At 65.8% G+C, this 11,552-nt stretch carries 22 protein-coding genes and 1 pseudogene; all 23 read left to right on the top strand.

What is annotated here, in order from left to right; translation table 11 throughout:
- Positions 1-96, top strand: a pseudogene (locus tag Q0X16_RS00550) (elongation factor Tu); the annotation flags it as partial.
- A 338-nt stretch (positions 97-434) separates the two neighbouring features.
- Positions 435-746: a 30S ribosomal protein S10 gene (gene rpsJ, locus Q0X16_RS00555; RefSeq protein ID WP_297829489.1), complete on the top strand. Its 312-nt coding sequence runs from the start codon at positions 435-437 to the stop codon at positions 744-746.
- A gap of 11 nt (positions 747-757) precedes the next feature.
- A complete protein-coding gene (gene rplC, locus Q0X16_RS00560) occupies positions 758-1,414 on the top strand; it encodes a 50S ribosomal protein L3 (RefSeq protein ID WP_297829491.1) in 657 nt (218 codons plus the stop codon).
- A 2-nt stretch (positions 1,415-1,416) separates the two neighbouring features.
- On the top strand, positions 1,417-2,022 hold the full coding sequence (rplD, locus tag Q0X16_RS00565; protein WP_297829494.1) for a 50S ribosomal protein L4: 606 nt from the start codon (positions 1,417-1,419) through the stop codon (positions 2,020-2,022).
- Positions 2,019-2,318 (top strand): 50S ribosomal protein L23, encoded by a 300-nt coding sequence (gene rplW / locus Q0X16_RS00570; RefSeq protein WP_297829497.1) that lies wholly within the window; start codon positions 2,019-2,021, stop codon positions 2,316-2,318. Before rplD ends, rplW begins: the two co-directional genes overlap by 4 nt.
- Positions 2,319-2,329: 11 nt before the next feature.
- Positions 2,330-3,157, top strand: a complete 828-nt coding sequence (rplB, locus tag Q0X16_RS00575; protein ID WP_297829499.1) for a 50S ribosomal protein L2 — start codon at positions 2,330-2,332, stop codon at positions 3,155-3,157.
- Between the two features lie 6 nt (positions 3,158-3,163).
- A complete protein-coding gene (gene rpsS / locus Q0X16_RS00580; protein ID WP_297829502.1) occupies positions 3,164-3,433 on the top strand; it encodes a 30S ribosomal protein S19 in 270 nt (89 codons plus the stop codon).
- A gap of 10 nt (positions 3,434-3,443) precedes the next feature.
- Positions 3,444-3,779, top strand: coding sequence for a 50S ribosomal protein L22 (gene rplV, locus Q0X16_RS00585; RefSeq protein WP_297829504.1), 336 nt, complete (start codon positions 3,444-3,446; stop codon positions 3,777-3,779).
- A 2-nt stretch (positions 3,780-3,781) separates the two neighbouring features.
- A complete protein-coding gene (rpsC, locus tag Q0X16_RS00590; RefSeq protein ID WP_297829506.1) occupies positions 3,782-4,552 on the top strand; it encodes a 30S ribosomal protein S3 in 771 nt (256 codons plus the stop codon).
- A 3-nt stretch (positions 4,553-4,555) separates the two neighbouring features.
- Entirely contained in the window at positions 4,556-4,969 is a 414-nt protein-coding gene (gene rplP / locus Q0X16_RS00595; RefSeq protein WP_297829508.1) for a 50S ribosomal protein L16, read from the top strand.
- Complete coding sequence (rpmC, locus tag Q0X16_RS00600) at positions 4,969-5,175, top strand: 50S ribosomal protein L29 (protein WP_297829512.1); 207 nt, start codon at positions 4,969-4,971, stop codon at positions 5,173-5,175. The genes rplP and rpmC overlap by 1 nt, the downstream gene beginning before the upstream one ends.
- Positions 5,172-5,435 (top strand): 30S ribosomal protein S17, encoded by a 264-nt coding sequence (gene rpsQ, locus Q0X16_RS00605; RefSeq protein ID WP_297829515.1) that lies wholly within the window; start codon positions 5,172-5,174, stop codon positions 5,433-5,435. The genes rpmC and rpsQ overlap by 4 nt, the downstream gene beginning before the upstream one ends.
- 15 nt (positions 5,436-5,450) lie before the next feature.
- Positions 5,451-5,819 (top strand): 50S ribosomal protein L14, encoded by a 369-nt coding sequence (gene rplN / locus Q0X16_RS00610; protein WP_297175185.1) that lies wholly within the window; start codon positions 5,451-5,453, stop codon positions 5,817-5,819.
- Between the two features lie 17 nt (positions 5,820-5,836).
- A complete protein-coding gene (rplX, locus tag Q0X16_RS00615) occupies positions 5,837-6,166 on the top strand; it encodes a 50S ribosomal protein L24 (RefSeq protein WP_297829519.1) in 330 nt (109 codons plus the stop codon).
- A 1-nt stretch (position 6,167) separates the two neighbouring features.
- Positions 6,168-6,710, top strand: a complete 543-nt coding sequence (gene rplE, locus Q0X16_RS00620; RefSeq protein ID WP_297829522.1) for a 50S ribosomal protein L5 — start codon at positions 6,168-6,170, stop codon at positions 6,708-6,710.
- A 9-nt stretch (positions 6,711-6,719) separates the two neighbouring features.
- Entirely contained in the window at positions 6,720-7,025 is a 306-nt protein-coding gene (gene rpsN, locus Q0X16_RS00625; RefSeq protein WP_297829525.1) for a 30S ribosomal protein S14, read from the top strand.
- A gap of 152 nt (positions 7,026-7,177) precedes the next feature.
- Complete coding sequence (gene rpsH / locus Q0X16_RS00630) at positions 7,178-7,573, top strand: 30S ribosomal protein S8 (protein ID WP_297829527.1); 396 nt, start codon at positions 7,178-7,180, stop codon at positions 7,571-7,573.
- Positions 7,574-7,586: 13 nt separating this feature from the next.
- Entirely contained in the window at positions 7,587-8,114 is a 528-nt protein-coding gene (rplF, locus tag Q0X16_RS00635) for a 50S ribosomal protein L6 (RefSeq protein ID WP_297829530.1), read from the top strand.
- Between the two features lie 80 nt (positions 8,115-8,194).
- Entirely contained in the window at positions 8,195-8,548 is a 354-nt protein-coding gene (gene rplR / locus Q0X16_RS00640) for a 50S ribosomal protein L18 (protein WP_297829533.1), read from the top strand.
- A 159-nt stretch (positions 8,549-8,707) separates the two neighbouring features.
- The gene (rpsE, locus tag Q0X16_RS00645; protein ID WP_297829535.1) at positions 8,708-9,247 is read left to right on the top strand and encodes a 30S ribosomal protein S5; all 540 of its coding nucleotides are present in this window, start codon (positions 8,708-8,710) and stop codon (positions 9,245-9,247) included.
- The gene (gene rpmD, locus Q0X16_RS00650; RefSeq protein ID WP_297829538.1) at positions 9,240-9,428 is read left to right on the top strand and encodes a 50S ribosomal protein L30; all 189 of its coding nucleotides are present in this window, start codon (positions 9,240-9,242) and stop codon (positions 9,426-9,428) included. Before rpsE ends, rpmD begins: the two co-directional genes overlap by 8 nt.
- Before the next feature lie 4 nt (positions 9,429-9,432).
- The gene (gene rplO, locus Q0X16_RS00655; protein ID WP_297829541.1) at positions 9,433-9,870 is read left to right on the top strand and encodes a 50S ribosomal protein L15; all 438 of its coding nucleotides are present in this window, start codon (positions 9,433-9,435) and stop codon (positions 9,868-9,870) included.
- 7 nt (positions 9,871-9,877) lie between these two features.
- The gene (gene secY, locus Q0X16_RS00660) at positions 9,878-11,230 is read left to right on the top strand and encodes a preprotein translocase subunit SecY (RefSeq protein ID WP_297829546.1); all 1,353 of its coding nucleotides are present in this window, start codon (positions 9,878-9,880) and stop codon (positions 11,228-11,230) included.
- Positions 11,231-11,552 lie beyond the last annotated feature (322 nt).

The raw sequence follows: 11,552 nt of genomic DNA on the forward strand, positions 1-11,552 counted from the left end.
ATCCACCCGGTGGCGATGGACGAGGGTCTGCGTTTCGCGATCCGCGAGGGTGGCCGCACGGTTGGCGCCGGCGTGGTGGCGAAGATCGTCAAGTGACTGAAAAACAGAATCAGGGCTTGCGTTGCCCTGATTCACTCCGTTAGAATGCAAGACCCCTGCACGATGTGAGTCGTTGGGGGTAGCGAAATGAGGCGCAGGACGCGCCTCGTGTTCGCCAGACAGGGAGATGTCGCACGGCAAGGCCTCGTCCGTTCCGGAACTGTCCGGGACACATCGGCGGGGCCTTTCTGCGCGCCAGAGGATTCCCGGGATGGCGGGCGTCGCGCCGGGCCGGTTCGTTCCGGTGGCGCAAAGGCAAGGCGGTTCCAATTCCGGGGCATGGCGCAAACAGCCGCCACGCCTGTCGCTCTTTCAGGATTTACGAGGCAACTCAAATGGCGAACCAGAAGATTCGCATCCGGCTCAAGGCGTTCGATCATCGACTGATTGACCGTTCGGCCAGCGAAATCGTTGAAACGGCCAAGCGGACCGGCGCCCAGGTGCGCGGTCCGATCCCGCTTCCGGCGAAGATCGAACGCTACACCGTGCTGGTGTCGCCGCACGTCGACAAGGACGCGCGCGACCAGTACGAGACCCGCACGCACAAGCGCGTGCTCGACATCGTCGACCCCAACGACAAGACCGTGGACGCGCTGATGAAGCTCGAACTCGCGGCGGGCGTCGACGTCCAGATCAAGTTGACCTGAGGAGACCGGAGATGAGCGCGAAGAAACATTCGCTCGGCATCGTCGGTCGCAAGGCCGGCATGAGCCGCATGTTCACCGAGGACGGCAAGTCCATCCCGGTGACCCTGATCGAGGCGACGCCGAACCGCATCACCCAGATCAAGACCCTGGAAACCGACGGCTACAGTGCCGTGCAGGTGACCGCCGGCGTCAAGCGCGCCAGCCTGCTCAACAAGCCGGAAACCGGCCATCTCGCCAAGGCGAAGGTGGAAGCGGGCCGCGGCCTGTGGGAGCTGCGCGTGGCCGACGACCAGATCGGCGGCTTCGAGGTGGGCGGCGAGATCAAGGCCGACATCTTCAGCGAAGGCCAGATCGTCGATGTCCAGGGCGTGAGCAAGGGCAAGGGCTTCCAGGGCACGATCAAGCGCTGGAACTTCAAGATGGGCGATGCGACGCACGGCAACTCGCTGTCGCACCGCGCGCCGGGCTCGATCGGCCAGCGCCAGACGCCGGGTCGCGTGTTCCCGGGCAAGAAGATGGCCGGCCACATGGGCGCCGAGACCAAGACCAGCCAGAACCTGCAGGTCGTCAAGGTGGATGTCGAGCGCGGCCTGATCGCCGTGCGCGGCGCGGTGCCGGGCGCTCCGGGTGGCGACGTGATCGTGCGTCCGGCGAGCAAGGGAGTCTGAGCATGGAACTCAACATCAACGGCAGCGCCGCCAAGCTGGACGTCTCCGATGCCGTGTTCGGCCGGGATTTCAGCCAGGATCTGGTGCACCAGGTCGTCGTCGCCTACCGCAATGCCGGTCGCGCCGGCACCAAGGCGCAGAAGACCCGTTCGGAAGTCAACGGCACCACCAAGAAGTCGAAGAAGCAGAAGGGCGGCGGCGCGCGTCATGGCGCACTGACGGCCCCGATCTTCGTCGGCGGCGGCGTCACCTTCGCGGCCAAGCCGCGCAGCTTCGCGCAGAAGGTCAACCGCAAGATGTACCGCGCGGCGATCGCCTCGATCCTGTCCGAGCTGAATCGCCAGGGCCGGATCACGGTGGTCGAGAGCTTCGACGTCGAAGCGCCCAGAACCAAGGGCCTGGTCGGCAAGCTGGCCGCCCTGAACGTCGGCAAGCGTCCGCTGATCGTCACCGAGGAAGCGACCGACAACCTGTACCTTTCGGCGCGCAACCTGCCCTATGTGCAGGTGCGCGACGTGCAGGGGCTGGATCCGGTTGCGCTGGTCGGCGCCGATACGGTCGTGGTCACCACCGACGCGGTGAAGAAGATCGAGGAGTGGCTGGCATGAGCGCTGCAAACCTGTACGAAGTCATCCGCGCGCCGCGTGTGTCCGAAAAGACCGCGCGCCTGCAGGAAGTCTCGAACCAGTACGTTTTCGAGGTCGCCCAGACCGCCACCAAGTCCGACGTCAAGGCGGCGGTGGAGAAGGTCTTCGGCGTCAAGGTCGAAGCCGTCAACGTGGTCAATGTGAAGGGCAAGGCCAAGGCCTTCCGCCAGCGCATGGGCCGCCGCGGCAATTCCCGCAAGGCATACGTGACGCTGGCCGAAGGCCAGTCGATCGACGTCATGACCGTCTCGGCCTGAGGAGCACACCCATGGCATTGATGACATTCAAGCCCACTTCCGCCGGCCGCCGCAGCGCGGTTCGCGTGGTGACGCCCGACCTGCACAAGGGTGCCCCGCACGCGCCGCTGCTGGAAAAGCAGAGCAAGAGCGGCGGGCGCAACCACCATGGCCGGATCACCACCCGGCACATCGGCGGCGGGCACAAGCAGCACTACCGCATCATCGACTTCAAGCGCGACAAGGAAGGCATTCCGGCTCGCGTCGAGCGCATCGAGTACGATCCGAACCGCACCGCGCACATCGCGCTGCTGTGTTATGCGGACGGCGAGCGTCGCTACATCATCGCCCCCAAGGGCCTGAAGGCGGGCGACCAGGTGATCGCCGGCCACGACGCGCCGATCAAGACCGGCAACACCCTGCCGCTGCGCAACATCCCGGTGGGCACCACCATCCACTGCATCGAGATGAAGCCCGGCAAGGGCGCGCAGCTTGCGCGCGCGGCCGGCGCCGGCGTCCAGCTGGTGGCTCGCGAAGGCGTCTATGCGACGCTGCGCCTGCGCTCCGGCGAGATGCGCAAGGTGTCCTCCGAGTGCCGAGCCACCGTGGGCGAAGTCGGCAACGACGAGCACGGCCTGGAGAAGCTGGGCAAGGCCGGCGCGACCCGCTGGCGCGGCGTCAAGCCGACCGTCCGCGGCGTCGTCATGAACCCGGTCGACCATCCGCACGGCGGTGGCGAGGCGCGTGCCGGACAGGGCAACCCGCATCCGGTGTCGCCGTGGGGCGTGCCGACCAAGGGTTACAAGACCCGCAAGAACAAGCGCACCCAGCAGTTCATCGTGCGCGACCGCAGGAGCTAATCGGCAATGGCACGTTCACTCAAGAAAGGCCCGTTCATCGACCACCACCTGCTCAAGAAGGTGGAGGCCGCGGGCGGCAGCAAGCGTCCGATCAAGACCTGGTCGCGGCGTTCGACCATCCTGCCGGAAATGATCGGTTTCACCATCGCCGTCCACAACGGCAAGAACCACGTCCCGGTTCTGGTCAACGAGAACATGATCGGGCACAAGCTCGGCGAGTTCGCCGCCACCCGCACCTTCAAGGGGCACGGTGGCGACAAGAAGGCCGGGAAGTAAGGAGATGACCATGGAAGCGAAAGCCATCCTGCGCACCGCGCGCATCTCCCCCCAGAAGGCTCGCCTGGTCGCCGACCAGGTGCGCGGCCTTCCGGTCGCCCGCGCTCTCGACCTGTTGAAGTTCTCCGACCAGAAGGCCGCCGGCATGATCTACAAGGTCGTGTTCTCGGCTGCCTCCAATGCCGAGAACAACAACGGCGCCGACGCCGACGCGCTGAAGGTCAAGACCGTCATGGTCGACGAGGGTCCCGCGCTCAAGCGCTTCATGGCGCGTGCGAAGGGCCGTGGCACGCGCATCACCAAGCGCACCAGCCACATTACCGTTGTCGTCGGCGAGGGCAAGTAATCATGGGTCACAAAGTCAATCCGATCGGCATCCGCCTGGGCATCGCCAAGGACTGGAATTCCAAGTGGTACGCGGGCAAGAAGCAGTTCGCCAGCTACCTTGCCGCCGACCTCAAGGTCCGCGAAGTGTTGCGCAAGAAGCTGGCCCAGGCCGGCGTCAGCAAGATCCTGATCGAGCGCCCCGCCAACAATGCGCGCGTGACGATCTACACCGCCCGTCCGGGCGTGGTGATCGGCAAGCGCGGCGAGGACATCGAGAAGCTGCGCAAGGACGTTTCCGACGTGATGGGCGTTCCGGCGCACATCAACGTCAACGAGGTCCGCAAGCCCGAACTCGACGCCCAGTTGGTGGCCGAATCGATCGCCCAGCAGCTCGAGCGCCGCATCATGTTCCGCCGCGCCATGAAGCGCGCGGTCGGCAACGCGATGCGCCTGGGCGCGCTCGGCATCAAGGTCAACGTGGCTGGCCGTCTGAATGGCGCGGAAATCGCCCGTTCCGAGTGGTACCGCGAAGGCCGCGTGCCGCTGCATACCCTGCGTGCGGACATCGATTACGGCTTCGCGGAAGCGAAGACCACCTACGGCATCATCGGCATCAAGGTCTGGGTCTACAAGGGCGAAATCTTCGATTTCTCCCAGATTGGCCAGGAGAAGCAGGACGATGCCCCGGCGCCGCGCGGCGGCGACCGTGAGCGTCCGCGTGGCCCGCGCCGCGACCGTGGTGACCGGGCTGACCGTGGCGACCGCGCCGAGCGCGGCGAAGCGAGGGACTAAACCATGCTGCAACCCAAGCGAACCAAATACCGCAAGGTCCACAAGGGCCGCAATGAAGGCCTGAGCTGGAACGGCAACGCCGTCAGCTTCGGCGAGTTCGGCCTGAAGGCGACCGCCCATGGCCAGCTCACCGCGCGCCAGATCGAGGCCGCGCGCCGTTCCATCAGTCGCTACGTCAAGCGCGGCGGCAAGATGTGGATCCGCGTGTTCCCCGACAAGCCGATCACCAAGAAGCCGATCGAAGTCCGAATGGGCTCGGGCAAGGGCAATGTCGAGTACTGGGTGGCCCAGATCCAGCCTGGCCGGATGATCTATGAAATCGAAGGCGTCAGCGAGGAAGTCGCGCGCGAAGCGATGCGTCTGGCCGCTGCCAAGCTTTCGGTCACCACCACTTTCGTGACCCGGACGGTGCGCTGATGGAACTCAAGCAACTGCGTCAGAAGTCGGCGGATGAGCTCAAGGCGCATCTGGCCGAGCTCCACAAGGAGCGCTTTGCGCTGCGCATGCAGAAGGCGACCGGCCAGCTGCCGCCGGCCAAGACCAATGACCCGCGCCGCGTGCGCCGCGAGATCGCTCGCGTCAACATGCTGCTGGGTGCGAAGAAGCAAGGACAGGCGTCATGACCGAACAAACCAGGAAGCTGCGCACGGTCGAAGGCCGCGTGGTCAGCAACAAGATGGACAAGACCGTGACGGTGCTCGTCGAGCGCCAGGTTCAGCACGCGCTGTACGGCAAGTACATCCGCCGTTCGACCAAGCTGCACGCCCACGATGCCGACAACAGCTGCCACGAGGGCGACGTCGTGCGTCTGGCCGAGTGCGCGCCGCTGTCCAAGACCAAGAACTGGCGGGTGGTGGAAGTCGTCGCCCGGGCCGCCGAGTAAACAGGAGAGACAGCCATGATCCAGATGCAGAGCTTTCTCGACGTTGCCGACAACTCGGGTGCCAAGGAACTGATGTGCATCAAGGTGCTGGGCGGCTCCAAGCGTCGCTATGCCGGCATCGGCGACATCATCAAGGTGTCGGTCCGTGAAGCGATTCCGCGCGGCAAGGTGAAGAAGGGCGACGTCTACGACGCCGTCGTGGTGCGCACCCGCAAGGGCGTGCGCCGCGCCGACGGCTCGCTGATCCGCTTCGACGGCAACGCCGCCGTGCTGCTCAACAACAAGCAGGAGCCGATCGGCACCCGCATTTTCGGGCCGGTGACGCGCGAGCTGCGCACCGAGAAGTTCATGAAGATCGTTTCGCTCGCCCCCGAAGTGCTGTGAGCGTGGAGGACTGAACAATGAATCGCATCAAGAAGGGCGATCAGGTCGTTGTCACGACCGGCGGCAACAAGAAGAAGCACAAGCTGCTCAAGGGCCAGGTGGGCGAGGTGCTGCGGGTCGAAGGCGACCGCGTGTACGTGTCCAACCTGAACCTGGTCAAGCGCCACACCAAGCCCAATCCGCAGGCCGGCCAGCCCGGCGGCGTGATCGAGCGCGAAGCTTCGATCCACATTTCCAACGTGATGCCGTTCAACCCTGCCACCGGCAAGGGCGAACGCGTCGCCACCAAGGTGCTGGAGAATGGAAAGCGCATCCGCGTGTTCCGCTCCAGCGGCGAGGCCATCTGACATGACCACCCGACTCGAGAAGTTCTACAAGGAAGAAGTGGTGCCGAAGCTGACCCAGCAGTTCGGCTACACCAATCCGATGCAGGTCCCGAAGCTCGTCAAGATCACGCTGAACATGGGCGTGGGCGAGGCCGCGACCAACAAGAAGGTGCTGGAAAACGCGGTGGCCGACATGACCAAGATCGCCGGCCAGAAGCCGGTGGTCACCAAGTCGCGCGTTTCGGTGGCTTCGTTCAAGATCCGCGACGGCTGGCCGATCGGCTGCAAGGTGACGCTGCGCCGCTCCCACATGTTCGAGTTCCTCGACCGCCTGATCAACATCTCGCTGCCGCGCGTGCGCGACTTCCGCGGCATCTCGGGGCGTTCCTTCGACGGCCGCGGCAACTTCAACATGGGCGTGAAGGAGCAGATCATCTTCCCGGAGATCGACTTCGACGCCGTCGATGCGATGCGCGGCATGGACATCGCCATCACCACCACCGCGAAGACCGATGCAGAGGCCAAGGCCCTGCTCGAGGCCTTCCGCTTCCCGTTCCGCAACTAAGGACACGTCATGGCCAAAACCTCCATGGTGAACCGCGAGGTCAAGCGCGCCAAGCTGGCCAAGCAGCACGCCGCCAAGCGCGATGCGCTGAAGAAGATCATCTCCAGCCAGGACGCGTCCTACGAGGACAAGATGGCGGCTGCGACCAAGCTCCAGAAGCTGCCGCGCGACTCCTCGCCGTCCCGCCAGACCACCCGCTGCGCCCTGACCGGTCGCCCGCGCGGCGTCTACAGCAAGTTCGGCCTGGGTCGCAACAAGCTGCGCGAAGCCACCATGCGCGGCGACGTTCCGGGGCTGCGCAAGGCAAGCTGGTAAAAATCTGCTAGACTAGCCCGCTGCATGTCGTGAACACGGCTGCGGCTGGCCCCGGGAAGGCTTTCCGGGGCGGGCAACCGCCGGCAACGGCGTCCACAATCCGAAGATTTTCGCGAAAGCGGATATCGGTGCTACTCATCAGGTGAAACTACATGAGCATGACTGATCCCATCGCCGACATGCTGGTGCGCATCAAGAATGCGGCCGCGGTCGGCAAGCCGGCGGTGACGATGCCGTCCTCCAAGGTCAAGGTCGCGATCGCCAACGTCCTCAAGGACGAGGGCTACATCGCCGACGCGCGCGTCACCACTCACGGCGCCAAGGCCGAGCTGGAAATCGCGCTGAAGTATTACGAAGGCAAGCCGGTCATCGAGACCCTGAAGCGCGTGTCGCGTTCGAGCCTGCGCCAGTATCGCGGCAAGGACGCGCTGCCGAAGGTGCTCGGCGGTCTCGGCGTTGCCGTCATCTCCACATCCAAAGGCATCATGACCGATTCGCAGGCGCGCCAGCAGGGCGTCGGCGGTGAAGTCCTGTGCATCGTGGCGTAAGGGAGTTTCGAACATGTCACGAGTTGCCAAAAAGCCCGTTGCCCTGGCCAAGGGCGTCGAAATCAATGTGCAAGCCGAGTCGATCGCGGTGAAGGGCCCGAAGGGCGCCCTGAGCCTGGCCAAGCCGGCGGGCATCGAAATCAAGGTCGAAGACGGCCACGCCCACGTGTCCAACGAGGACGCTGCGCTGGAGCCGATGGCCGGCACCGTGCGCGCCATCGTCGCCAACATGGTGCACGGCGTGAGCACCGGCTTCGAGCGCAAGCTTGAGCTGGTGGGCGTGGGCTACCGCGCCGCCATGCAGGGCAAGGATCTGAGCCTGTCGCTCGGTTTCTCGCATCCGGTGGTGTTCGCCCCGCCGGCCGGCATCACCATCAGCACTCCCACCCAGACCGAGATCCTGGTGGCCGGCGCCGACAAGCAGCTGGTCGGCGAAGTCGCCGCCAAGATTCGCGGCTATCGCCCGCCGGAACCCTACAAGGGCAAGGGCGTGAAGTACTCCGACGAAACCATTCTCCGCAAGGAAGCCAAGAAGGCCTGATCGCGGACTTCCCGCGGCGCCCGCACCAGTCGATGCGGGCGCGATCCACAACAGCCGATCCGCTTCCGAGGTAACGAACCATGGACAAGAACATCGCCCGCCTGCGTCGCGCCAAGACCACCCGCGCACGCATCCGCATCCTCGGCGTTCCGCGCCTGTCGGTGCTCCGCACCGGTCAGCACGTGTATGCACAGCTGTTTTCCCACGACGGCGCCCGCGTGCTGGCTTCGGCATCGACCGTCCAGGCCGACGTCCGCGAGGGGCTGGAGAGCAGCAAGAACATGGCAGCCGCCGCGCGCGTCGGGCAACTGATCGCCGAACGCGCCAAGGCCGCCGGCATCGAGAAGGTTGCCTTCGACCGTTCCGGCTACCGCTACCACGGTCGCGTCAAGGCGCTGGCCGACGCCGCCCGCGAGGCCGGCCTGCAGTTCTGATCCAAGGCGCGGCCGGGCCACGGTCCGGGCTGCGCCAGACTCGCCGATGCGGGCTGCATCGGACGCCGCGGAGCGATTGCGCTTCCGGCGGAACATCCGCGTCAAACCACAACGATAAGCGGCAATGCCGCAAATTTCCGCAACCATCGAGATACTGCAATGGCAGAACAACGTGAATCCCGCGGCCGCGATCGCAATCGCGAGCGCGAAGAAATCGACGACGGCATGATCGAAAAGCTGGTCGCGGTCAACCGCGTCAGCAAGACCGTCAAGGGCGGTCGCCAGTTCACCTTCACCGCGCTGACGGTGGTGGGCGACGGGGCAGGCAAGGTCGGCTTCGGCTATGGCAAGGCGCGCGAGGTGCCGGTCGCCATCCAGAAGTCGATGGAATACGCCCGCAAGAACATGAGCACCGTCGAGCTCAAGAGCGGCACGCTCTATCACCCGGTCAAGGCCGGCCACGGCGCGGCGCGCGTGTACATGCAGCCGGCGTCCGAAGGTACCGGCGTCATCGCCGGTGGCGCGATGCGCGCCGTGCTCGAAGCGGTGGGCGTGAAGGACGTGCTGGCCAAGGCGGTCGGATCGCGCAACCCGATCAACCTCGTGCGCGCCACCGTCAAGGGCTTGCAGTCGATGCAGTCGCCGGGCCGGATCGCGGCCAAGCGCGGCAAGAAGGTGGAGGACCTCGTCAATGTCTGAGGCAAACAAGACCATCAAGGTGCGCCTCGTGAAGGGGCTGGGCGGAACCCAGGCCCGTCATCGGCTGTCGGTCAAGGCGCTGGGCCTTGGCAAGCTGGGCAGCGTGCGCGAACTGAAGGACAGCCCGCAGGTGCGTGGCCTGATCAACCAGCTGCACTATCTGGTGCGGGTGGAGGAGTAAGCATATGAAGCTCAATACGCTCAAGCCCGCCGACGGCGCCCGCCAGGAGCGCACCCGCGTCGGTCGCGGCATCGGTTCCGGTCTCGGCAAGACCTGCGGCCGCGGCCACAAGGGTTCGTTCGCGCGCTCCGGCAAGGGCAAGATCAAGGCCGGTTTCGAAGGCGGCCAGATCCCCATGCAGCGTCGCCTGCCCAAGATCGGCTTTGCCTCGAAGGTGGCCAAGGACAGCGCCGAAGTGCTGCTGTACAAGCTCGACGCCCTGCCCGCGGGCGAGGTGGACTTCGCCGCGCTGCAGGCCGCGCGCCTGGTGCCGGCTTCGGCCAAGCGCGCCAAGGTCGTGCTCAAGGGCGAGCTGACCAAGGCCTTCGTGCTCAAGGGCATCGCTGCGACCGCGGGCGCCAAGGCCGCGATCGAGGCCGCCGGCGGCAGGCTGGCGGAGTAAGCGGCGAATGTCGCGTAGCGCGGATTCGATTTCCGGACTGCTGGGCGCCGGCAAGTTTGCCGAACTGCGCTCGCGCCTGCTGTTCGTGGTCGGGGCGCTGATCGTCTATCGGCTGGGCTGCTACATCCCGGTGCCGGGGGTCAACCCCGAGGCGATGCTGCAGCTGATGGACTCGCAGAAGGGCACCATCGTGGACATGTTCAACATGTTCTCGGGCGGCGCCCTCGAGCGCTTCAGCCTGTTCGCCCTGAACGTGATGCCCTATATCTCGGCATCGATCGTCATGCAGCTGCTGGTGCAGGTCGTGCCCAGCCTGAAGGCGATGCAGAAGGAAGGCGAGTCGGGACGCCGCAAGGTGACGCAGTTCTCGCGCGTCGGTTCGGTGTTCCTGGCCATCTTCCAGTCGGCCGGCATCGCCATCGCGCTGCAGAGCCAGGGCGCGGGCAGCGGCCTGCCGGTGGTGTACAACCCGGGTCCGGGCTTCGTCCTGACCGCGGTGGTGTCGCTGACCGCGGGCACCGTGTTCCTGATGTGGCTGGGCGAACAGGTGACCGAGCGCGGCATCGGCAACGGCGTGTCGCTGATCATCTTCGCCGGCATTGTCGCCGGGTTGCCGGGCGCGACGCTCAACACCCTGCAGCAGGCCAACAGCGGCGACATGCAGTGGATCACGGTGTTCTTCATCCTGGCGATCGTGCTGGCGGTCACCTGGTTCGTGGTGTTCATGGAGAGCGGACAACGCCGCATCACCGTGAACTACGCGCGCCGCCAGGGCGGGCGCGGCGGCTACCAGAACCAGAGCTCGTTCCTGCCGCTCAAGCTCAACATGTCGGGCGTGATTCCGCCGATCTTCGCGTCGTCGATCATCATGTTCCCGGCCACCGCCTCGACCTGGTTCGGCCAGTCCGGCTCCCGGTTCACCGTGGAACTGCAGAAGATCGGCCAGATGCTGTCGCCGGGCGAGCCGATCTACATGGTGCTGCTGGCGGCGCTGATCGTGGGTTTCGCGTTCTTCTACACCGCGTTGGTGTTCAACTCGCAGGAAACCGCCGACAACCTGAAGAAGTCGGGCGCGCTGATCCCCGGGATCCGTCCGGGCAAGGCGACCGCCGAGTACATCGATGCCGTGCTGACGCGCCTGACGGCGGCCGGTGCGGTCTATCTGGTGCTGGTCTGCCTGCTGCCGGATTACATGCGCACCGGATTGGGCGCCTCGTTCTACTTCGGCGGCACTTCGCTGCTGATCGTGGTCGTGGTGGTGATGGACTTCATTGCGCAGGTCCAGGCGCATCTGATGTCGCACCAGTACGAGAGCCTGCTGAAGAAGGCCAATTTGAAGGGCAGCTCGCGCTCGCGCTGATCGGCGCGGACAGGGCTGCGGTCCCCGGGTGGGGACAGTGGAACACCCGCTGCTTCGGCAATCGCGCGAAGCGGCACATGGGCGACTCGCGTGGCGGTCCCGCGCGCGAGTGGCACCGGGACGATCCGTGCGCTGGAGGAGCGCGCGGGGCGAGCCAGGGCTTCGGCCCCGGCGCGCGTCCGGCCAGGAAGGCCGGGCGGGGGTGGCAGGATGCATGACCGGGTTCGCCCGGCCAACAACCCCCCGGAGTCCGGAGCTTTCGCCGGAGCATGGGCACTCTCCCCATGCCGGGGGGCGGCGCCGTGGTGGCGCGACTTACTGA

Source organism: Thermomonas sp. (assembly GCF_025993755.1).
In the GTDB taxonomy this organism is placed as follows: Bacteria; Pseudomonadota; Gammaproteobacteria; order Xanthomonadales; family Xanthomonadaceae; genus Thermomonas.

Bases quoted from the DNA above. Each gene is read 5' to 3' on its own strand.
- rpsE (WP_297829535.1), top strand. From the start codon at position 8,708: ATGGCAGAACAACGTGAATCCCGCGGCCGCGATCGCAATCGCGAGCGC.
- secY (WP_297829546.1), top strand. From the start codon at position 9,878: ATGTCGCGTAGCGCGGATTCGATTTCCGGACTGCTGGGCGCCGGCAAG.
- rpsH (WP_297829527.1), top strand. From the start codon at position 7,178: ATGAGCATGACTGATCCCATCGCCGACATGCTGGTGCGCATCAAGAAT.
- rpsQ (WP_297829515.1), top strand. From the start codon at position 5,172: ATGACCGAACAAACCAGGAAGCTGCGCACGGTCGAAGGCCGCGTGGTC.
- rplP (WP_297829508.1), top strand. From the start codon at position 4,556: ATGCTGCAACCCAAGCGAACCAAATACCGCAAGGTCCACAAGGGCCGC.
- rplV (WP_297829504.1), top strand. From the start codon at position 3,444: ATGGAAGCGAAAGCCATCCTGCGCACCGCGCGCATCTCCCCCCAGAAG.
- rpsS (WP_297829502.1), top strand. From the start codon at position 3,164: ATGGCACGTTCACTCAAGAAAGGCCCGTTCATCGACCACCACCTGCTC.
- rplF (WP_297829530.1), top strand. From the start codon at position 7,587: ATGTCACGAGTTGCCAAAAAGCCCGTTGCCCTGGCCAAGGGCGTCGAA.
- rplW (WP_297829497.1), top strand. From the start codon at position 2,019: ATGAGCGCTGCAAACCTGTACGAAGTCATCCGCGCGCCGCGTGTGTCC.
- rpmC (WP_297829512.1), top strand. From the start codon at position 4,969: ATGGAACTCAAGCAACTGCGTCAGAAGTCGGCGGATGAGCTCAAGGCG.
- rpmD (WP_297829538.1), top strand. From the start codon at position 9,240: ATGTCTGAGGCAAACAAGACCATCAAGGTGCGCCTCGTGAAGGGGCTG.
- rplR (WP_297829533.1), top strand. From the start codon at position 8,195: ATGGACAAGAACATCGCCCGCCTGCGTCGCGCCAAGACCACCCGCGCA.
- rplE (WP_297829522.1), top strand. From the start codon at position 6,168: ATGACCACCCGACTCGAGAAGTTCTACAAGGAAGAAGTGGTGCCGAAG.
- rplO (WP_297829541.1), top strand. From the start codon at position 9,433: ATGAAGCTCAATACGCTCAAGCCCGCCGACGGCGCCCGCCAGGAGCGC.
- rplD (WP_297829494.1), top strand. From the start codon at position 1,417: ATGGAACTCAACATCAACGGCAGCGCCGCCAAGCTGGACGTCTCCGAT.
- rplC (WP_297829491.1), top strand. From the start codon at position 758: ATGAGCGCGAAGAAACATTCGCTCGGCATCGTCGGTCGCAAGGCCGGC.
- rpsC (WP_297829506.1), top strand. From the start codon at position 3,782: ATGGGTCACAAAGTCAATCCGATCGGCATCCGCCTGGGCATCGCCAAG.
- rpsN (WP_297829525.1), top strand. From the start codon at position 6,720: ATGGCCAAAACCTCCATGGTGAACCGCGAGGTCAAGCGCGCCAAGCTG.
- rplB (WP_297829499.1), top strand. From the start codon at position 2,330: ATGGCATTGATGACATTCAAGCCCACTTCCGCCGGCCGCCGCAGCGCG.
- rpsJ (WP_297829489.1), top strand. From the start codon at position 435: ATGGCGAACCAGAAGATTCGCATCCGGCTCAAGGCGTTCGATCATCGA.
- rplN (WP_297175185.1), top strand. From the start codon at position 5,451: ATGATCCAGATGCAGAGCTTTCTCGACGTTGCCGACAACTCGGGTGCC.
- rplX (WP_297829519.1), top strand. From the start codon at position 5,837: ATGAATCGCATCAAGAAGGGCGATCAGGTCGTTGTCACGACCGGCGGC.